This window comes from Caenibius tardaugens NBRC 16725 (assembly GCF_003860345.1).
Taxonomy (GTDB): domain Bacteria; phylum Pseudomonadota; class Alphaproteobacteria; order Sphingomonadales; family Sphingomonadaceae; genus Caenibius; species Caenibius tardaugens.
The window spans coordinates 3,202,932-3,221,690 of sequence record NZ_CP034179.1 but is presented as its reverse complement, the minus strand read 5'-3'; the positions used below and the strand labels follow the sequence as shown (position 1 = coordinate 3,221,690).

17 protein-coding genes and 2 tRNA genes are annotated in these 18,759 nt (G+C 62.1%); 8 read left to right on the top strand and 11 right to left on the bottom strand.

The annotated features are described in order from the left end of the window. The first annotated feature begins 11 nt into the window (after positions 1-11). Entirely contained in the window at positions 12-1,364 is a 1,353-nt protein-coding gene (accC, locus tag EGO55_RS15160; protein ID WP_021688532.1) for an acetyl-CoA carboxylase biotin carboxylase subunit, read from the top strand. Between the two features lie 103 nt (positions 1,365-1,467). On the opposite strand, the gene EGO55_RS15155 is transcribed toward accC, so the two are convergent. Continuing rightward, positions 1,468-1,932, bottom strand: a complete 465-nt coding sequence (locus EGO55_RS15155) for an Lrp/AsnC family transcriptional regulator (protein WP_021688533.1) — start codon at positions 1,930-1,932, stop codon at positions 1,468-1,470. A 219-nt stretch (positions 1,933-2,151) separates the two neighbouring features. On the opposite strand from EGO55_RS15155, the gene EGO55_RS15150 reads away from it, so the two are divergent. Together EGO55_RS15150 and EGO55_RS15145 are read left to right on the top strand one after the other, a co-directional pair. Beyond that, positions 2,152-3,954, top strand: coding sequence for a histidine kinase dimerization/phospho-acceptor domain-containing protein (locus tag EGO55_RS15150; RefSeq protein ID WP_021688534.1), 1,803 nt, complete (start codon positions 2,152-2,154; stop codon positions 3,952-3,954). Positions 3,955-3,996: 42 nt separating this feature from the next. Further along, positions 3,997-4,998 carry a polysaccharide deacetylase family protein gene (locus EGO55_RS15145; protein ID WP_021688535.1) on the top strand — a complete coding sequence of 334 codons (1,002 nt, stop codon included), beginning with the start codon at positions 3,997-3,999 and terminating at the stop codon, positions 4,996-4,998. A 61-nt stretch (positions 4,999-5,059) separates the two neighbouring features. Here the strand turns inward: EGO55_RS15145 and EGO55_RS15140 are convergent. The 3 genes from EGO55_RS15140 to htpX all read right to left on the bottom strand — a co-directional run bounded on the left by EGO55_RS15140 (position 5,060) and on the right by htpX (position 6,192). Then, positions 5,060-5,136 (bottom strand) — tRNA-Pro (locus EGO55_RS15140). A gap of 16 nt (positions 5,137-5,152) precedes the next feature. Continuing rightward, positions 5,153-5,228 (bottom strand) — tRNA-Ile (locus EGO55_RS15135). 82 nt (positions 5,229-5,310) lie between these two features. Then, complete coding sequence (gene htpX / locus EGO55_RS15130; protein ID WP_021688536.1) at positions 5,311-6,192, bottom strand: zinc metalloprotease HtpX; 882 nt, start codon at positions 6,190-6,192, stop codon at positions 5,311-5,313. Positions 6,193-6,310: 118 nt separating this feature from the next. Between htpX and EGO55_RS15125 the strand changes: the two genes are divergently transcribed. After that, on the top strand, positions 6,311-6,661 hold the full coding sequence (locus tag EGO55_RS15125; RefSeq protein ID WP_021688537.1) for a YbaN family protein: 351 nt from the start codon (positions 6,311-6,313) through the stop codon (positions 6,659-6,661). Positions 6,662-6,671: 10 nt separating this feature from the next. Here EGO55_RS15125 and ubiA read toward each other — a convergent pair whose 3' ends face one another. Beyond that, positions 6,672-7,574: a 4-hydroxybenzoate octaprenyltransferase gene (ubiA, locus tag EGO55_RS15120; protein WP_021688538.1), complete on the bottom strand. Its 903-nt coding sequence runs from the start codon at positions 7,572-7,574 to the stop codon at positions 6,672-6,674. Positions 7,575-7,812: 238 nt separating this feature from the next. Here ubiA and EGO55_RS15115 point away from each other — a divergent pair, with 238 nt between their 5' ends. Next, entirely contained in the window at positions 7,813-8,583 is a 771-nt protein-coding gene (locus EGO55_RS15115; RefSeq protein ID WP_040714816.1) for a 16S rRNA (uracil(1498)-N(3))-methyltransferase, read from the top strand. An 84-nt stretch (positions 8,584-8,667) separates the two neighbouring features. Here the strand turns inward: EGO55_RS15115 and EGO55_RS15110 are convergent, their stop codons facing one another. Beyond that, positions 8,668-9,381: a hypothetical protein gene (locus EGO55_RS15110; protein WP_124916801.1), complete on the bottom strand. Its 714-nt coding sequence runs from the start codon at positions 9,379-9,381 to the stop codon at positions 8,668-8,670. 303 nt (positions 9,382-9,684) lie between these two features. On the opposite strand from EGO55_RS15110, the gene EGO55_RS15105 reads away from it, so the two are divergent. Both EGO55_RS15105 and EGO55_RS15100 read left to right on the top strand, forming a co-directional pair. Then, entirely contained in the window at positions 9,685-11,055 is a 1,371-nt protein-coding gene (locus EGO55_RS15105; protein ID WP_021688541.1) for a glutamate--cysteine ligase, read from the top strand. Then, on the top strand, positions 11,039-11,356 hold the full coding sequence (locus EGO55_RS15100) for a putative quinol monooxygenase (RefSeq protein WP_021688542.1): 318 nt from the start codon (positions 11,039-11,041) through the stop codon (positions 11,354-11,356). The genes EGO55_RS15105 and EGO55_RS15100 overlap by 17 nt, the downstream gene beginning before the upstream one ends. Here EGO55_RS15100 and EGO55_RS15095 read toward each other — a convergent pair whose 3' ends face one another. From EGO55_RS15095 to EGO55_RS15075, 5 genes are all read right to left on the bottom strand, one after another. Further along, a complete protein-coding gene (locus tag EGO55_RS15095; protein ID WP_021688543.1) occupies positions 11,357-12,691 on the bottom strand; it encodes a methyltransferase family protein in 1,335 nt (444 codons plus the stop codon). It abuts the gene before it with no gap. A 107-nt stretch (positions 12,692-12,798) separates the two neighbouring features. Beyond that, a complete protein-coding gene (locus tag EGO55_RS15090) occupies positions 12,799-14,142 on the bottom strand; it encodes an outer membrane protein assembly factor BamB family protein (protein WP_021688544.1) in 1,344 nt (447 codons plus the stop codon). Between the two features lie 23 nt (positions 14,143-14,165). Next, complete coding sequence (locus EGO55_RS15085; protein ID WP_021688545.1) at positions 14,166-14,972, bottom strand: tetratricopeptide repeat protein; 807 nt, start codon at positions 14,970-14,972, stop codon at positions 14,166-14,168. Positions 14,973-15,141: 169 nt separating this feature from the next. Continuing rightward, positions 15,142-16,284 (bottom strand): glycosyltransferase family 4 protein, encoded by a 1,143-nt coding sequence (locus tag EGO55_RS15080; protein ID WP_021688546.1) that lies wholly within the window; start codon positions 16,282-16,284, stop codon positions 15,142-15,144. Next, positions 16,281-17,165 (bottom strand): alpha/beta fold hydrolase, encoded by an 885-nt coding sequence (locus EGO55_RS15075; protein WP_021688547.1) that lies wholly within the window; start codon positions 17,163-17,165, stop codon positions 16,281-16,283. The genes EGO55_RS15080 and EGO55_RS15075 overlap by 4 nt, the downstream gene beginning before the upstream one ends. 72 nt (positions 17,166-17,237) lie before the next feature. On the opposite strand from EGO55_RS15075, the gene EGO55_RS15070 reads away from it, so the two are divergent. Next, entirely contained in the window at positions 17,238-18,701 is a 1,464-nt protein-coding gene (locus EGO55_RS15070; protein WP_124916800.1) for a protein adenylyltransferase SelO family protein, read from the top strand. Positions 18,702-18,759: the final 58 nt, after the last annotated feature.

The following is an 18,759-nucleotide window of genomic DNA, read 5'->3' as shown; positions in this document are numbered from 1 at the left end:
CAGGGCCCCCGATGGCTATTACCCGCATCCTGATCGCCAACCGCGGTGAAATCGCGCTGCGCATCCATCGCGCGGCCCATGAAATGGGCATTGAAACCGTTGCCGTGCATTCCACTGCGGATGCCGACGCGATGCATGTCCGCCTTGCCGACAGCGCCGTTTGCATCGGCCCCCCGGCTGCGGCAGACAGCTATCTCAATATCGCGGCGATCATCTCGGCAGCCGAAATCACGCATGCCGATGCGATCCACCCCGGTTATGGCTTCCTTTCCGAAAATGCCAAGTTTGCGGAAATCGTGGAAGCGCACAACATCGCATGGATCGGGCCGAAACCCGAACATATCCGCACTATGGGCGACAAGGTGGAAGCCAAGCGGACAGCCGGTGCGCTGGGCCTGCCGCTGGTTCCCGGTTCGGATGGCGCCATCGAAACGACGGAAGAGGCGAAACGGGTTGCCGCCGAAATCGGCTATCCGGTTCTGGTGAAAGCCGCATCGGGCGGTGGCGGCCGCGGGATGAAAGTCATCCCTGACGAAGCCAGCCTCGAAACCCTCGTCAGCCAGGCGAAAAGCGAAGCCAAAGCCGCCTTTGGCGACGACACCGTCTATATCGAGAAGTATCTCGCCAATCCCCGCCATATCGAATTCCAGATTTTCGGTGACGGGCGTGGCAATGCCATTCACCTTGGGGAACGCGACTGTTCGCTGCAGCGGCGCCACCAGAAGGTTCTGGAAGAAGCCCCTTCCCCCGTGATCTCACCCGAAGAACGTGAACGGATGGGCGGCATCGTTTCCAAGGCGATGGCCGACATGGGCTATCGCGGCGCCGGCACCATCGAATTCCTGTGGGAAGACGGCAAGTTCTACTTCATTGAAATGAACACCCGCCTGCAGGTCGAACACCCGGTAACCGAAGCGATCACCGGGCTTGATCTGGTGCGCGAACAGATCCGCATCGCCGATGGCAAACCGCTGTCCGTCACGCAGGATGAACTGCGCTTCAGCGGGCACGCCATCGAATGCCGCATCAATGCCGAAGATGCGTTCACATTCACGCCTTCACCGGGTGAAGTGACCAGCTATCACGCGGCTGGCGGCATGCATGTACGCGTCGATTCCGGCCTTTACGCCGGGTACCGGATTCCGCCTTATTACGATTCCATGATCGCCAAGCTGATCGTCTATGGGCGCACCCGCGAAGGATGCATCATGCGTCTGCGCCGGGCGCTCGAAGAAATGGTGATCGGCGGGGTCAAGACCTCGATCCCGCTGCACGAAGCGCTAATGCAGGAACCTGATTTCCTGAACGGCGACTATTCGATCAAGTGGCTGGAAGAATGGCTCGCCAAACGGCAGGCTGACTGATTACCCGTTCCCTGCCGCCGGTTTGATCCGGTATCATCGGCGGCAGGTTAAACAGCGGACGCGACAGCCGCTTATCCACAGTGCAATTTGGTTAAGCCGCCCGTCAATCCAGCGGCACCCCGGGAATCTGCTTGGCCGTGCGGATTGTCAGCGATGTCTTGACGCTGGCAACATTCGGCGCCGGCGTCAGTCTGCTGGTGAGAAATTCCTGAAAGCTCTGCAAGTCACGGCTGACGATTTTAAGAATGAAATCGATCTCGCCGTTCAACATATGGCATTCGCGCACATCGGGCAGCGCACGCATATGTTCTTCAAAGGCCCGCAAATCAGCCTCGGCCTGACTTTTCAAACTAACCATGGCGAATACCGTGATGGAAAAGCCCATCTTCGCCGGATCGATATCGGCGTGATATCCGCGAATAACACCCGCATCTTCTAGCGCGCGCATACGCCGAAGGCACGGCGGAGCGGTCAGCCCCACGCGCTTGGCGAGTTCCACATTTGTCACACGCCCTTCGGCCTGCAGTTCGGAAAGCAGCCGTCGATCAATCTTATCGAAACTATCCAAGTGGTACTTCCCCCTACTACACCGGCAAGCCAGCTTCCTCGCCAAATAGTATAGCACACAACAAACACAGGCTTATCTATTAATGAACATGCTTAATACGCCTGTCCCGCTTTGCGACGACCATGTCAGGGCTGATGCAGACCCGTTTTGTTGGTGCTAGACCCCTCGCGCGATTGATTCCCCAGATCCGCGCCTGTGCGCGGTTGTTAGTGAGACTGCATGTACTTCGATGACCGCCTTGCCACCGTGTTGCGCACCGGGACAGGCAGTGATCGTGCGTTGCGCACGCAGTATCGGCAATTGCTCGATCTTCTGGGTACCCTGCCCCGCTATGCCGATGGCTCACAGGTCGATGCCGCATACGAACGGTTGGCGGTCCTGTCCGGAGAACTTCCCTCAGCCCAGCGCAGCGCCATTATCCGCGAACCCGGTATGCGCCTTGCCAATCCCGCGCTCGTTGCGATTCTCGCTGCGCAGGAAGGGGAAATCGCCACGGCCACAATGGCTGTCGCACGCCTGCAGGATGCCGACTGGCAAACGCTGATCCCCGATTTGTCTGTCGCCGCACGCGGGTTTCTGCGCCATCGCCGCGACCTCGAACCAGGCACCAATGCCTTGCTGGAGCGGCTGGGTGTCAACGATCTGGTGCTTCCCGCACCCGACATCCTCGAATTGTCCGACACGCTCGTACAACCCGATGACGGGGTTGGAACACCCGGAGCGGAACCGACACCCATTGCCGCCTCGTCTGTTTTTGCAGTTGTCACCCCGTTGCGTCCCCTGCCGCCTGTCCAGACACCGGCTGGCCCGGAGGCCGACAACGGTGACGATCTTGCGATCGGCGCGCTGGTTCGCCGGATCGAAGCCTTCCAGCGGGCCAGAAGCAACGCGAGCAGCCAGAAACCAGCCCCCCTGATGCGCGGCAGCGATGCCCCGCTGCTGCCGCTCAACGATCTGCACGATGCGCGGCGGGGAACCCTGCCGCCCGCCTTCGATTTCACCACCGATGCGGCGGGAAGGATCGATTGGTGCGAACCGGCATACGCGCCCATGGCCTACGGACTGATGCTGGCCAGTCAACGTACCGATGCACCGGCACGCCTCGATCAGGATGCGGTTGCTGCCATGCGCCACCGGCAACCGCTGAAGGCAGTCATGGTTACGATTGAAGGCGCGCCAGCGATCGCAGGGATATGGTGCCTTGATGCCATCCCGCAATTCGATCGCAAGACAGGCGGTTATCTCGGATATAGTGGACGCATGCGGCGCCCGTCGGCCAATGCGGGCCCCGCTGCCGACAGTGCGGACCCGATGGCGGATCGCGTCCGCCAGATCCTTCATGAACTGCGCACCCCGGTGAATGCCATTCAGGGCTTTGCCGAAATCATCCAGCAGCAGCTCTATGGCCCCGCCCCGCATGAATACCGCGCACTGGCGGCCACTATCGCCAGCGACGCGGCCCGTATTCTTGCCGGCTTCGATGAACTGGACCGGCTTGCGCGGCTGGAAAGCGGGGCGCTCGAACTGGACGAAGGGCACTGCGATTTCGCCACGGTACTGGCATCGCTGGTGGAACAGATTCGCCCTGCGCTCGTCCCGCGCGCCAGCGACATCGCGGTTTCCGGGATCGACGGCGCACCTGCCATCGTCGCGCTGACACAAGCCGATGCGGAACGGCTCTGCTGGCGTATTCTGGCAACCATCGTCGGCGAGGCCAGTGCAGGCGAAGAGCTTGCCATTGGCTTCATGCGCGACAGCGAACACGCTATTGCCGCGTTCGAAATCCCCGCGAACCTCTCGGGATCGACGGATATTTTCTCCGCATCGCTAAATGGCGGGCAACGCGCTGTCAGCGCGGGCATGTTCGGTACCGGCTTCACGCTGCGCCTGGCCCGTGCCGAAGCCCAGGCCGTGGGTGGCAGCCTCACATTCGACAATGGCATCCTGCAACTGGTCTTGCCGCTCTTGACCGGAGAGGATGAGCTACCTAGCCATGGGGAAGCGCAGGATCGAGGGCGGTAGCGGACGCCCGCCTGATCCATGCATCAGGGGGCAGCTTACGCGATGCGATCGATCACCGATCTACCGAATCCATCCGCGGCTGCACACTTCGCAGCCCGGTTCGCACCGCGTTTTCTTCTTACTGTCGACACGGAAGAAGAGTTCGACTGGAACGCCCCTTTCCAGCGCGATGGCCATAGCCTGAAGCATTTGCCCGCGCTGAAAGTGTTTCAGGCGTTCTGCGAAGATCAGGGTGTGGTCCCGGTCTATCTCATCGACTATCCGATCGCGACATCCCCTCTCGCCAGCACTATCCTGCGTGAGGCTGTGCAGGCAGGGCGCGCGGAAGTCGGCGTGCAATTGCACCCTTGGGTCAATCCCCCATTCGATGAGGAAATCAGCAACTTCAACAGCTTCGCAGGGAACCTTCCAGAAGGGATTGAACGGGAAAAATTCCGCGTGCTGCATGACAGGATCGTCGAGAACATCGGGGTCAAGCCGCGGATCTATCGCGCCGGGCGCTATGGACTCGGCCCCAACAGCGCCGCGCTGCTGAAAGACATGGGGATGACGATCGACAGTTCGGTGCGATCGCGCTTCGATTATTCCGCGTCGGGCGGCCGCAACTATCGCGATCATCCGTTGCATCCCTACTGGATCGACAAGGCGCAGGGCCTGCTGGAACTGCCGCTCACCACGGTTTTCGCGGGGCCGCTGCGCCGCCTTGGCGACTGGCTCTACCCTGCGCTCTGGCGGATTCCTGCGTTGCGTGGCGCACTGGCGCATTTGCGCCTGCTCGATCGCATTCCTCTGACGCCCGAAGGGGTAACCGCAACCGAGGCGGTCAAGGGTATCGACATGGCCCTGAACGATGGCCTGCCGATTCTGGTGCTGTCGTTTCACAGCCCCTCCCTGCACCCCGGCCATACGCCCTATGTCCGCGATCAGGCCGATCTTGACCGGCTGTACGACTGGTGGCGGACCGTGCTTGCCCATCTGAAGCATCGCGGTGTGGAGCCCACCACAGTGGGCGAAATCATGGGCGCTGTGGAACGCCCCGCATAGGCCCTTACCGGGCCTGACAAGGCCGGTGCGAGCCCAGCTATTATTTCATCACATGGGATTTTGGTCGGGGAGACAGGATTCGAACCTGCGACCCTCTGGTCCCAAACCAGATGCGCTACCAGGCTGCGCTACTCCCCGACCTGACATCCTGCAATGGTGGGCCCGGCAGGATTCGAACCCGCGACCTAGCCGTTATGAGCGGCCAGCTCTAACCGCTGAGCTACAGGCCCGGCGCCATTGCGTCGCGGGGGCCTAGCGTGCGTCGCAGGCGCAGACAAGGGCTTATGCGTGTCCTTGGCAAATAGGATGCAATTAACGCCCGTTTCTCCCCAGCGGGTTGAGCGCGGAAGGCCTGCGCGCCGCGCGAACCGGCGCATTTGTGCCTTGCATCGCCTGCAACGCGGCAATGCGCTTTTCCGTGCGCGGGTGCGTGGAAAACAATTCCGACAGCCCAACCGGCACGATGTAGAGCTGGGCCGCTGCCGGGTTGCGTTCCGCCACCGGATTGGGAATGCGCTGCGCCGCGCCGCTGATCTTGGCCAGCGCCGAAGCCAGCGCCGCCGGATCGCCGCAGATTTCCGCACCGGCGCGGTCAGCGCCAAATTCGCGCGTGCGGCTGATCGCCATCTGCACGATCATCGCCGCGAACGGAGCGGCAATCACTGCCAGAATCCCGGCCATGGCATTGCCGTTGTTGCGGTTGCCGAAAAACATGCCGAAATTGGCGATCATCGAAATCGCACCGGCAATCGTGGCAACCATGGTCATGACCAGTGTATCGCGATTGCGCACGTGGCCCAGTTCATGCGCCATGACCGCCGCCACTTCTTCGCGGCTGAGCATCTGGAGCAGACCTGTGGTTGCCGCCACCGCCGCATTTTCCGGATTGCGGCCCGTGGCGAAGGCATTGGGCGCATCGGTATCCACGATATAGACTTTGGGCATGGGCAGCCCGGCATTGCGCGCCAGATCGGCCACCATGCCGTAGAATTCCGGTGCGCTGGATGCGTCGACCTGCCGTGCATTGTGCATTTTCAGCACGATCTTGTCGGCATTCCAGTACGTGAAGAAATTCATGCCCGCCGCCACGACCAGCGCGATCACCGCACCGCCCGAGCCGCCAAACATGTAACCCAGCACCATCAACAGCGCGGTGAGCGCCGAGAGCAGCATCAAGGTTTTGAAACCGTTCATTATCGTCCTTTGCCATTGGCATCTGTCATTGCGGGGAATCTAGGGTGCGCCTTTCATTTGACAATGGCGTTACCGGTTCATTTCCTGCAACACGCCTCTTCAAGCACAGGATGAATGAATGCGGCGTGTCTATTTTATCGCGGGCGTTACCAGCGTGGGACTGGGCCTTGTCGGTATCGCGCTGCCGATCATGCCGACTGTGCCTTTCCTGATTCTCGCCGCGTGGTGTTTCGGGAAATCCCATCCCGAATTCGAACGTCGCCTGCTCGACCATCCACGCTACGGCCATCACATCCGGCTATGGCGCGAGCGCGGGGCGATCGCCCGGATCGGCAAAGTCGGCGCCACACTGGCCTTTTCCGGCAGCATAATCATGGGGTTCGTATTCATGGCCTGGCCGTGGTCGCTGGTCCCGCTGGGCGTGGCGATCATCGCCCTCAGCTGGATCTGGACCCGCCCCGATTCGTGATACCGCGCGGTCAGGCGTTCCCCACCACGAGGCAGGCAAGCGCCATCAACATGCCGGCAAAGCGGTTTGACCGGAACCGCGCCAGTGCATTCGCGCCATCCCCGCTATCCAGCGTGACCACCTGCCATGCCAGATGCAGCGCCACGGGCAGCAAGCCCGCCAGCGCCAGCACATCGCCGCGCAGCAGCCAGAACGCCAGCGCCCACAGCGCCACCGCAGCGGCATAAAACGCCCCCACCCCGCCGCGCACATGGCGCCCCATACGCAGGGCGCTGGACCGGATGCCGACCAGGGCATCGTCTTCGCGGTCCTGCAGGGCATAGATCGTGTCATACCCGATGCACCAGCAGATCGCCCCGGCATAGAGCGCCGCCAGCACATACCCATGATCATCCCGCAAGGCGACCCAGCCGACCAGTGCCCCCCATGTGAAGACCATGCCCAGCCACGCCTGCGGCCACCACGTGATCCGTTTCATGAACGGATAGGCCGCCACCAGCACCACACTGCCCAGTGCCACCACTTGCGCCTGCCAGCGCAATTGCAGCAGCACGACCAGCCCCACCAGACACAGCGCCGCCAGCCACGCCCAGGCCAGCTTTATGCTGACCCGCCCGCTCGCCACCGGGCGGCTGGCGGTGCGTGCCACCTGCCGGTCGAGATCGGCATCGACGATATCGTTCAGCACACAGCCCGCGCCGCGCATCGCCACACTGCCCAACAGGAACCAGCCGATCAGGGCCCATTGCAGGCCCGCACCGGCCAGCCATACCCCCCATACACAGGGCCAGAACAGCAGCCACCAGCCGATCGGCCGGTCAAACCGCGCCAGTTGCGCCAAATCGCGCGGCAATTGGGGCAGCCGGGCGATAAGGCCGCGATGTTCGGTATCGGGGACAATGCTGTCTGCCATGGCGATGTCCTAGCGCCCCGTTTCCTGCCAACCGGCTGACCACAGCGGGCAGCAAGTTGACACAGGTGACACAGTCCAGAGGGGCAAGAACAGCCCGCCCGATCGTGTGCGGAAAACCATGGTTGCGGAACGGTGCGCCAAACGGATCATCCCTGCCCCTTGCCACAGCAAGGACATGTAGGACAGCCATGTGCTGCAACACCTTTCCCAAGGCGGCCATCGCCGCTAACGAAGCATGATGCCCGCGACCCCTGCCTGGCCCCCGAAAAGCGCACCGCGCCTGTTCGTCCCCGCGCCGCTTGCCGCAGGCGGCCATTGCGTGATCGATGGGCAGCAGGCCCATTATCTGCTGCGGGTGATGCGCGTGGCCCCCGGCGATGCGGTGATCCTGTGCGATGATGCCACGGGCGAATGGGCCGCTCGCGTCGCCCATGCGGGCAAACGCGATGTCACGCTGGACGTGGTGGAACACCTGCGCCCCCGCGAACAGGTGCCCGATTTCTGGCTCTGCCCCGCCCTGCTCAAGAAAGACCGGTTCGACTGGGTGCTTGAAAAGGCCACCGAACTAGGTGTTGCGCGGATACAGCCGGTGGTGACCCGGCGCTGCGTGGCGGACAAGCTCAACCCCGAACGCGCCCGCACGATCCTGACCGAAGCGGCCGAACAATGCGCCCGCACCGCCCTGCCTGAATTGGGCGAACCGGTGAAGCTCGACGCCCTGCTCCGCGATTGGCCCACGGATCGCAAGCTGTTCTTTGCCGATGAAAATGGCGGCGATCCGGCCACACAGGCCTTTGCCGCACACACCGGCCCCGCCGCGCTGATCATTGGCCCGGAAGGCGGCTTCGACGATGCCGAACGCGCCGCGATCCGCGCGCATGGCAGCGCGCAGGCGATCACACTGGGGCCCCGCATTCTGCGCGGCGAAACCGCCGCCCTTGCCGCCACGGCCCTGTGGATGGGTGCAGCAGGCGATTGGGCCGGGATACCCTGTGACACCACGCCTTAAGGATCATCCGCTTTCATGGATGAGATGCGACAGTCGGAATGGCAGAAATGTTGGAGGAAGCGGACATTCGCCTAAGGCTACCCGCTATTCGTCGGTGATGAACTCTGGGTCTTCTAGGTGGAATCTTATCTGCCCGTATTCAGTCTCACGTCCAAATCCACTAAAGAGCTGTCGTGCACTGACACGCGGTTTTCCACGTTGCTCGAGATCAAAAATCACAAGCCCGGGCATGTACTGCACCAACACACAAGCTTGGATATCTCCGGCTCGGCCCAGCTCCTTCAAGCGCTTGTATCCCCATGACTTCTGAAGTGGCTTCAGGAGCGGATGATCGTCGTCCTTCGGTTCTATGGATGTGCGACGGACGACATTCTCGGCATCAATGACCCATGAGAAATATTTAAAATCCCTAAAGAGCTCGTTATAGGATTTGAACCAATGCACTGCGATTTCTAGTAAGATGGTTTGGTCAGGACCAAGGTCTGCAACCGTTCCTTCGTACGGGTAAGGAGAGACGAGGACGTTCGCGTAAAGTAAGTTCTTACCAAATGCCCGTCGTTCAGCCTCTACCCCGTACTTGATCCTAAGTTGATGACGAGGCCATACTAGACCTCTGGCCTCCTGAAGCATGTGCGCGCCAGCCTTTTTATCGCCTGCGATATATGACTCAAACGACATTGTTATGAGTTCTTTTGCGATGTGGCTGACGTGTTCATCTTTTATCTTCCTGATCGCGAAGTGGAATCCGGCAAGGAGACGCTCGAACTCCTTTACAAGGGCGGCCTTTTGATCTGCCATCGGAGTCATGTCCGCAACGTTGTGAAAACTGTCAGGTGCTCGCAGTATCAAAGATGCCCAAAGGTCGTGATACTGTGCCAAAGTTTCTGGCTCCCAACTCATGGCGACCTCCTGACCCGAACGGACAGCTTAAGCGAAACAAAAAGGTCCGCAATGTTGGCGTGTCCGGAACGTCGACTTTCCGCAAAAATGCCTCAACTGCAGCCTTTCCAGTATATCCTCGTGCCCCGGCCCGGTGCATAGTTTTTCCGTATACCTTCAGGAATACTTTGCAGCGGCCTTTCTCTCGATTAGAGGGGCGCGATGAGTACGCGTCAGGTTTCAGACCACGATGATCCGCTGATCGAGAGCATCAGCCAGCTTGCCGAGCCCATGGCGCGGGGCGAAAAGCCGCGCGAACAATGGCGGATCGGGACCGAGCATGAAAAGCTCGTATTCCATCGCGCCGATCACCACGCGCCCTCCTATGGCGAACCCGGCGGCATTCGCGACCTGCTGCTCGCGCTCACCGAATTCGGCTGGGAACCGATCGAGGAAAACGGCACGGTCATCGCCATGAAAGGCGCGGATGGCACTGTCAGCCTCGAACCGGCGGGCCAGCTGGAACTGTCGGGCGCGCCACTGGAAAACCTGCATCAGACCTGCGCCGAGACGGGCCGCCACCTGTATGAGGTGAAGGCGGTTGGGGAACGGCTGGGCCTGGATTTCCTCGGGCTGGGCATGTGGCCGGACAAGACCCGCGCCGAATTGCCGATCATGCCCAAGGGACGGTATGAAATCATGTTGCGGCATATGCCCCGCGTCGGCAATCTCGGGCTGGACATGATGCTGCGGACCTGCACCATTCAGGTCAATCTCGACTATGCCAGCGAAGCGGACATGGTGAAGAAGTTCCGCGTCGGACTGGCGCTGCAACCGCTGGCCACCGCGCTGTTCGCCAATTCGCCGTTCACCGAAGGCAAGCCCAACGGCTTCCTGTCCTATCGCAGCCATATCTGGTCGGACACCGACCCGCACCGCACGGGGATGCTGCCTTTCGTGTTCGAGCAGGGCTTCGGATACGAACGCTACGTCGATTACATGCTTGATGTGCCGATGTATTTCGTATTCCGCGATGGCCGCTACATCGATGCTGCGGGGCAAAGCTTCCGCGATTTCATGAAGGGCCAGTTGCCCGCCCTGCCCGGCGAATTGCCGACGTTGAGCGACTGGACTGATCACCTTTCGACCGCCTTTCCCGAAGTACGCCTGAAAAGCTTCCTCGAAATGCGCGGTGCCGATGGCGGCCCGCACGATCGCATCTGCGCGCTCCCGGCTTTCTGGGTCGGCCTGCTGTACGATGACGGCGCGCTCGATGCCGCATGGGATCTGGTCAGGCACTGGTCGATGGAAGAGCGTGAAACGCTGCGCAACGCCGTGCCCCGGCTCGCGCTGGATGCCCCGCTGCCGGGTGGCGGCAAGCTGGCGGATATCGCGGGCGAAGTGCTGGATATCGCAGGCGCAGGCCTGACCGCGCGCAACCGCCGCAACGCCAGTGGCGACAACGAATCCGGCATTCTCGCCCCGCTGCGCGAGATCGTCGCATCGGGCAAAGTCCCCGCGCAGCGCTTGCTCGATAAGTATCATGGCGAATGGGGCGGCGATCTCTCCCGCGTTTATGACGAACGCTTCTGACCTGGTGCTGGTGGTGGGGCATTTCCGCCTTCCGCCCGAACGACTGGACGAAGCGCGCCCGATGATGCGGCGCGTGATCGATGCCACGCGGCGCGAACCGGGCTGCCTGTCCTACAGCTATGCCGAAGATGTGGCTGACCCCGGCCTGATCCGCGTCAGCGAAGCGTGGGAAAGCCGGGAAGCGCTGGCCGCGCATTTCGCCACCCCCCATATGCGCCAATGGCAGGAAGAACGCGCGGGTCTCGGCCTCTACGACCGCGACATTACCCGCTACGACGTGGCGGGCGCAGAAAAACTCTGATCAGTTCACGCCCTGTATTTCGGGGCCGCGCGGGCGGAACAGGTTCAGCAGTTTCGACAGGCCGCGCGTAATCGGCGCATTCTGCGCCATCCACGCATGATAGGCGCGATACTTTGCATCTTCGGCCAAAAGGTGCTGCTCTTCCGTTTTGGCGCGCCAGTAATAGATTCCGCTAACAATCGCGAGGATCGCGGTGTTGCGCACCATGTCGGTCAGCGAATGGCTGGTCACCAGAAACGGCAGGGTCGACAGCCACCAGAACAGGTTCTTCGAGAGATAGGCCGGGTGCCGGGTGAACCGATAGGGGCCATTGGTCAGCACCCCGCGATAGGTCAGGTTGGAAAACCGGATGCCGAACGCCACTGTCGCCCAGGCGTAGATCGCGGTCAGGAACACCAGCACCGCACCCCATACCCACAACAGCGCGGTATAGCCTTCGAACCAGTACGCCCAGTCGGCAACGTTCACATGGTAATCCAGCACGTTGCCGCTGTTCATCAGCATAAACGGGGGATAGCACAGCAGCGCCGACAGCCAGCCGCCCAGATAGGGGTTGGCCGTGCGGATATTCGCGTCGAGCGGCTTGAGGGTCAGCAGATAGCCTACCATCGCGATCTGCACGTCGAACATAAACATCAGGTTGATCAGCGCCATGCAGAACACGACGGGATTGGTCACCCCGCCGATGAAATCCGCCGTCACCGCCATCTCCCATCCGCCGGGAAGGATCGAGAACATGAACGCGATGAAGAACCCCTTCACCGCCCACCCCCGCAAGTGGTGGTAGATTTCCTGCCGGTCATAGGGTTCGCGCCCGATCAACATGGCGCCGAAATGCCAAGCCTGATCGCGCGGCTGCACCAGATAGCGATCGAGCCAGACGACATAGGGAATCGACACCAGCAGCAGCGGCACGACCAGCGCAGTCAGCAATTCCATGGCGAAGAGGTAATTGCCCCGCCAATACCAACGGGCAAGGCAATAGAGGACCGCGATAACCGCCCATGTCGCCCACAGGCCCGCGATCTTGGTTACAGCGGTTTCCAATGCGCTGGCCAGCGGACGGGGATTGGCCCAGTCGATCCCGGTCGAAGCGCGGCGATGGACCTTGTCGACGCAGAGCGACCAGGCGACCATCGGAATGCCCGAAAAGAACAGTGCCAGAAGCGCCGCATAGGGGCCGTTTAACACGCCCTGATCGCCACTGAAGCCGAATGCCGCAGCAAGCGCGGGCCAGTTGCGGCAAATCACCAGCCAGACCAACAGCCCGACAACACCGGACAGGCCGACACCGGCCGAAACATCGCTGACAGGCGGTTTCTGTGCGTTTTCCATCACCATCGCCCTAGTAAAAAAGGGTTAAGGAGATGGCAACGCGGCATCCCGGCAAAGCGCACAAGGGCGCACTCTGCCGCGAATGCCACGCTTAACAGCCTTAGTACTTAACGGAACGCCGTGATCTTCCCGTCATCGTTCATGACGAAAAGCGTGCGGTTGGCGACCAGCGGCGGCAGCGAAACCGAGGAACCAAGATCGGCGAATTCCGTGGCCGAGCCATCCTCGACACTGGCCGCGTAGAGCTCGCCTTCCGAATTGGCCACCCACAGGCGATTGCCTGCCAGCGCCGGCCCGGTCCAGAAGATCTGACCGGTCTTTTTCTTGGCCTTGCGCCATTCGCGCAGCTGCGTGATCCACCGGACCTTGCCGGTCGAACGGGCAATCGCCAGCAGCCGGGCATCATCGGTCAGGGTGAAAATCCATTCCCCCGCCACGGCCGGGGTCGAAATACCGGCAAGGCTCAATTCCCACAGACGCTGGCCGGTGACCAGTTCATAGGCAGCCATACGGCCGCCCTGCCCCAGCGCATAGACCCGGCCCCCATCGATAATCGGGTCGGCATCCACGTCGGTCAGCGTGCCGACCTGCGTGGAAATCGATGTCCGCGCCAATGCGTCCGCCCACAGGGTACGGCCGTTTTCATAGCGATAGGCAACCAGTTCGCCGGTGCTGTACCCGGCCACCACAGTGCCCTGCCCTGCTGCCGGGGCAGCCACTCCGAATACGCCCGCCGAAGCCGTCGCACCCGATTCCTGCCAGAGCGGCGAACCATCGCTGCTGTCCAGCGCGTAGATCTGGTTGTCTTGCGTCATCACGTAGACGGCGCCGAAGGCGATCGTGGGTGATCCGCGCAGCGGACCGCCAGCCTTGACCTTCCACAGTTCCGCACCCGTGTTCGCATCCAACGCGGCGACTTCGCCCACGCCGTTGGTGGCATAGAGCTTGCCATCGGCATAGCTGACCCCGCCGCCGAAGGCGGACGCCTGCAGGTTACCGGCAACCCGAAGCTGGGTCTGCCACACGCTGCGCCCGGTTTCCGCGTCGAACGCGTGCACCGTGGCATCGGTATCCATCACGTAGAGGCGGCCGTTACCCACCACCGGCGCGGCGGCGAGACGGCGCTTGCCATTGCTGCCGGCAACCGATGCCGTCCACACACGCACCGGGCTGGACGACAGGGCCAGATGGCCTGACGCCTTCGATGCCGGGCCACCGGCCTGTGCCCACTGATCGTTGATCTGCTCCGTCGGCAGAACAACCGAAACGCGGGCCAGTGCCGGATCGACCTTGGCCCCGCTTTCAATGCGGGACAGCACCGGCACGCGATTACCGATCGTCGGGGTGGTGGGCTTGTCCTTGCCGCCGATGACACCGCAGCCCGCGAGGCTTGTGGCCATCAACAAGGCAAAGGGCATTGCAAGGTAACGACGTGCCGAATTCCGGGTCATGATTGGCGAAATCCTCTCAAAGATTATTGTGCCGATGGTGCACCGGCGGGCGCATCCGCCGCACCGTTCGCAGCGGCGGCGGCGGCCTGCTGCACCAGTGTATCCGCATCCGTAATCGCATCCACGCCCAGCAGCCCGGCCATCTGGCGGGCGCGGCTGCGCAGGGTTTCCGGTACGTCCTTGTCCTTGGCAATCGAAGCGAACAGCGGGCCAGCCAGATCGGCCTTGCCCTGCTTCAGATAGGCAGCACCAACCAGTTCACCGGCGCTGCCGAACCACGGATCACCCGGTTCGGCCAACGGCTTGAGCCTGGCGATCACATCTTCAGGCTTCATCGCATCGAAATTGGCGGAAACCGCACGAATGGTCGCGAGATCGCGATAGGGCGCGGGTACGCTGCTGTTGCCTGCAACCGCGTTGAACAGCTTCACAGCCTCATCCTTGCGGCCCTGTTCCAGCGCAATACCTGCGCGCAGCAATTGGGCAGCGGCTTCCGCGCCCGGGCTTGCATCCTGCGCAACTTTGGCCAGCGCCTTGTCCGCCGCATCATTGTGACCGGCACCCAGCGTATCGATGGCGCGCACCAGGTCTTCCGATGCCGTTTCGCGACTGGATTCGCTGTTCTCATGCCACAGCAGATACCCGCCGAACCCGACGAGGCCCGCGACCACCGCAGCCAGCACGGGAATCCCGAAACGCTTGGCCGCGCTCTTCATCTGGTCCTGACGGACCGCGTCATCGACTTCGCGCAGCAGCGCATTATCCTCTGCCGCCTTGCGTTCGGCGAGTTGGTCTGCACGGGATTGAGGGCGGTTCGGTCTGAGTGCCACGCGGGCGCTTTCGCTTTCGATGGCCGTATAAGGCGGTTGGAACGATGGGGCTGTTTAGCGGATGGAACGCTCAATTCAACGGGGAAAGCCAAGCTGTCCCCTGTCAATCAAGCCTTTTGGAGGTTAACCGCGCCTGAAACGGCCTGTTTACCCCGCCATGAGAAGGCCATCACAGGCTCTCCATCCCCATCACGCCGCCGTAAAGCGCACTATAGGCCGCAATCATGCCCGCTTCATCGAAGCGTTCCTGCGCCCGTTCCCTGTTGGCCGCGCCCAGTGCCTTGCGCAGGCCCGGGTCTTGCGCCAGTCGCTCCAGCGCGGCGGCCAGCGCCGCTTCATCGCCAGGCGCCACGATATAGGGCCGGTTCGCCTCGGCCACGATCTGCGCCACTTCCCCCACCGCAGGGGCCGCCACCGGCAAGCCCGCCGCCATCGCTTCCACCACGGAAAGCGGGAACTGTTCGCTATCCGATGACAGCGCGAAAATATCGAACAACCGGATCACCTTTGCCGGTTCGGTGAACCCCGGCAAATGCACGCGATGCACGATATTGCAGCGAATCGCCTCGTCACGGATCGCCGCACGTTCCGGCCCTTCACCGAGAATCACCAGATTCCAGTTGTCCGGCAGCCCGGCAAAGGCACGTACCAGCCGCGGCAGGTTCTTGACCTTGCGCAGCCCGGCCAGCGTACCCACCCAGAATTCGCCATTCCGTTTGATCAGCCCGGGCAGGACATCCTTGCGCGCCTGCTTCGTGAACGCCCGCGTCGCGATCCCGTTGGCGATTCGATGCACCCGGTCCGCCGGTTGCAGCCAGACATTGCGGGCAATCGCTTCCAGCCCGCGCGAGGGGACAACCAGCGCATCCGCCCGCCCCAGCGCCAACCTGCGATACCAGTTGCGCGAACGCTTGAGACCGGCCGCCTCGTCATCGTTGAAGCCGTCTTCATGATGCACCAGCGGCGGCAGGCCGAAAGAACGGGAAAACATGGTATGCGCCATGACCGCATCCATCGCGCCCCAGTTGTAGGTCAGGATCAGGTCATAGCCCCGCATGGCATCGGCGATGCGATGCAACCGCACCGGGGTGGGAATCCCGCTAAGCGGAGGGAAGTCTTCGGGATACTGCGTTGGTATCGAAGACAAAATATAGCTCCGGGCAGAAAGCGCACCCGGTTCACCCGATACGATGTGATGCGTGATACCCGGTCCGAAGGCATTGATCAGCCGCGCACTGCGCAATTCCTTGCCGCCCGCATCGAAAGTCGAATGACAATGGAGAAAGCGCAAAGGCGCGCGCTTTCCGCTCATGAAACTTTGGCCAGAAGACGGGCAACCGCGTCCAGTGCTGCGGGTTCATCGAACGTCGGCGCATGCCCCGTGCGGGTGATCGTCACCCCTTCCGCATCGGGCAGGCGCGCGCACATCACTTTCAACGTCGCGTCCGAAAGAATGTCGGACAAGGCCCCGCGTAATGCCAGCACCGGCCGCCCGGCCAGCGCCTCGAATGCCGGCCACATATTGGGGCTGGCGGTTTCCCCGCCCGGCTGGCGGAACGGCTCTGCGATTTTCATATCATAATCGAAGGCGATACGTTCATTCCCGGTGTAGTCCATCAGGCGCTTGGCCATCCGCAGCCATTCCGGGATAGTGTAATCGGGGTAGATATCGCCCAAGCTTTCCTCCAGCGCGCGCGCCGCATGCATCCATGTCGGGAAGCTGCGCATCTGACCAACGTAGGAACGGATGCGTTCCAGCCCTTCCGGTTCGATCACCGGCCCGATATCATTGAGAACCGCCCCGGCGATGCGCTGCGCGTTGGTGGCCGCCAGCAGCATGGTCAGCAACCCGCCCAGCGACGTGCCGATCGCCACGAAGCGGCGCATACCCACCTGCGCCAACAGCGCCTCGATATCCGCAAGATAGGTCAGCGGATTGTAACTTTCCCAATCTTTCGCATATTCGCTATCGCCCCGCCCGCGCAGATCGACGCAGATCATCCGCCATTCGCCGGCGAAACGGTTGGCCAGGCCTTCGAAATCGCGGGCATTGCGCGTCAGCCCCGGCAGGCACAGCAACGGCGGGCGCGTATCGGGTCCGGCATAATCCCGGTAATGCAGTTTCAGCCCATCGGGGCTGGTCCAGAATCTGTCTTCGTAGTCGGTGGTGCCCTGCGTACCCGAACCGGCCATCCAAACGCCCCATTTTGCAAAATTCGCACCATCCGGCTTGCGCCGCACGGCTGTCGCCGCCACTATCGCGATATGCGAGCAGAACCGCAAGCCGCCCCATACACGCCCGACCCGCAAATTCTCGCTATCGCCGACTGGCTTGGCGATCCGGTCGCGGCTGCCGATTTTCCTGCAACGAAATTGCGCTTCCGCAATCGTCGCTGGGACAAGGCCGTCGGTCTGGACGGGTTGAGCGATGCCGAATGGGTCCGCCATTTCGGCCGCTTCGAACCGCTGCCCGGCAATCTCCCGCAACCGCTGGCCTTGCGCTATCATGGGCACCAGTTCCGCGTGTTCAACCCGGAAATCGGCGATGGTCGCGGGTTTCTGTTCGCGCAATTGCGCGATGGCGAAGGGCGTTTGCTCGATCTTGGGACCAAAGGTTCGGGCCAGACCCCCCACAGCCGCAGCGGCGATGGCCGGCTGACGCTGAAAGGGGCCGTGCGCGAAATTCTCGCCACCGAAATGCTCGAAGCGCTGGGCGCCTATACCAGCAAGACCTTCTCCGTCATCGAAACGGGGGAAGACCTGTGGCGCAATGACGAACCTTCGCCCACCCGTTCCGCAGTGATGGTGCGGCTCAGTCATGGACATATCCGTATCGGCACCTTCCAGCGGCTAGCCGTGCTGGAAGAACATGCCGCGCTGGAACAACTGGTCGCCTATTGCCTCGAACAATACCCCGGCAACCTGCCCCCGGCCGATGCCCCCGGCCGCGATGAACCGGCGGTCATCCTGCTTAATCAGGTGGTCGAACGGCTGGCCGATCTGGCCGCCAGCTACGTTACCGCCGGGTTCGTGCATGGCGTGCTGAATACCGATAACATGAACATCTCCGGCGAAAGCTTCGACTATGGCCCGTGGCGCTGGCTACCACAGTGGGAAATGGGCTTTACCGCCGCCTATTTCGACCATTCCGGACTCTATGCCTTCGGCCGGCAGGTGGAAGCGCTGTCATGGAACTGCGCCCAACTGGCCGTCGCCTTGCGCCCCCTTGCCGAATCGCAGCCGCTGGTGGCCGCGCTCGAACGGTTTGGCCCACTCTATCAGCAGAATCTCGTGCGCCGGTTCCTTTGGCGGCTGGGCGTCGCGCCACTCTCTCCGGAACGCGATCTCCAGCTTGTCGCCACGGCCGAGGCGGGGATGCGCGAAACCGCTGCATCGCCCGATCTGTTCTTTTTCACGCACCAGGGCGGGCGCGCCGCGCAAGGGGAACTGGCCGACGCCTTGCAGGGTTTCCAGCCGCTGGAACGGAATGATAGCTACTGGTCAGGCAATCACCCCGAGGCGCTGCTGATCGATGAAGTGGAAGCCATCTGCTCACCGATCGACAGCCATGACGACTGGTCCACACTGGAAACCAAGATCGCCGCGATCCGCCGCATGGGCAATGCCATGGGCGATCCGCTGCCCCCGCCGGGCAAAAGCCAATCGGCTGACAGGGCTATCGGCGGGATTTCGCACGCACCGGTTTCGTTATGCAGTACCGCGCTTTAACACTCTTCTTCTATTGGCTAGGGGATAGGGGAATCGGCCCATAGCCAGAGACCATTTT

What these genes read in the sequence shown, in the direction of transcription:
- EGO55_RS15100 (WP_021688542.1), top strand. Translation starts at nt 11,039, where the DNA reads ATGACGAACGCTTCTGACCTGGTGCTGGTGGTGGGGCATTTCCGCCTT.
- EGO55_RS15075 (WP_021688547.1), bottom strand. Translation starts at nt 17,165, where the DNA reads ATGGCCGGTTCGGGTACGCAGGGCACCACCGACTACGAAGACAGATTC.
- EGO55_RS15070 (WP_124916800.1), top strand. Translation starts at nt 17,238, where the DNA reads ATGCGAGCAGAACCGCAAGCCGCCCCATACACGCCCGACCCGCAAATT.
- accC (WP_021688532.1), top strand. Translation starts at nt 12, where the DNA reads ATGGCTATTACCCGCATCCTGATCGCCAACCGCGGTGAAATCGCGCTG.
- EGO55_RS15105 (WP_021688541.1), top strand. Translation starts at nt 9,685, where the DNA reads ATGAGTACGCGTCAGGTTTCAGACCACGATGATCCGCTGATCGAGAGC.
- EGO55_RS15145 (WP_021688535.1), top strand. Translation starts at nt 3,997, where the DNA reads ATGCGATCGATCACCGATCTACCGAATCCATCCGCGGCTGCACACTTC.
- htpX (WP_021688536.1), bottom strand. Translation starts at nt 6,192, where the DNA reads ATGAACGGTTTCAAAACCTTGATGCTGCTCTCGGCGCTCACCGCGCTG.
- EGO55_RS15095 (WP_021688543.1), bottom strand. Translation starts at nt 12,691, where the DNA reads ATGGAAAACGCACAGAAACCGCCTGTCAGCGATGTTTCGGCCGGTGTC.
- ubiA (WP_021688538.1), bottom strand. Translation starts at nt 7,574, where the DNA reads ATGGCAGACAGCATTGTCCCCGATACCGAACATCGCGGCCTTATCGCC.
- EGO55_RS15150 (WP_021688534.1), top strand. Translation starts at nt 2,152, where the DNA reads ATGTACTTCGATGACCGCCTTGCCACCGTGTTGCGCACCGGGACAGGC.
- EGO55_RS15090 (WP_021688544.1), bottom strand. Translation starts at nt 14,142, where the DNA reads ATGACCCGGAATTCGGCACGTCGTTACCTTGCAATGCCCTTTGCCTTG.
- EGO55_RS15110 (WP_124916801.1), bottom strand. Translation starts at nt 9,381, where the DNA reads ATGGCAGATCAAAAGGCCGCCCTTGTAAAGGAGTTCGAGCGTCTCCTT.
- EGO55_RS15080 (WP_021688546.1), bottom strand. Translation starts at nt 16,284, where the DNA reads ATGAGCGGAAAGCGCGCGCCTTTGCGCTTTCTCCATTGTCATTCGACT.
- EGO55_RS15125 (WP_021688537.1), top strand. Translation starts at nt 6,311, where the DNA reads ATGCGGCGTGTCTATTTTATCGCGGGCGTTACCAGCGTGGGACTGGGC.
- EGO55_RS15115 (WP_040714816.1), top strand. Translation starts at nt 7,813, where the DNA reads ATGCCCGCGACCCCTGCCTGGCCCCCGAAAAGCGCACCGCGCCTGTTC.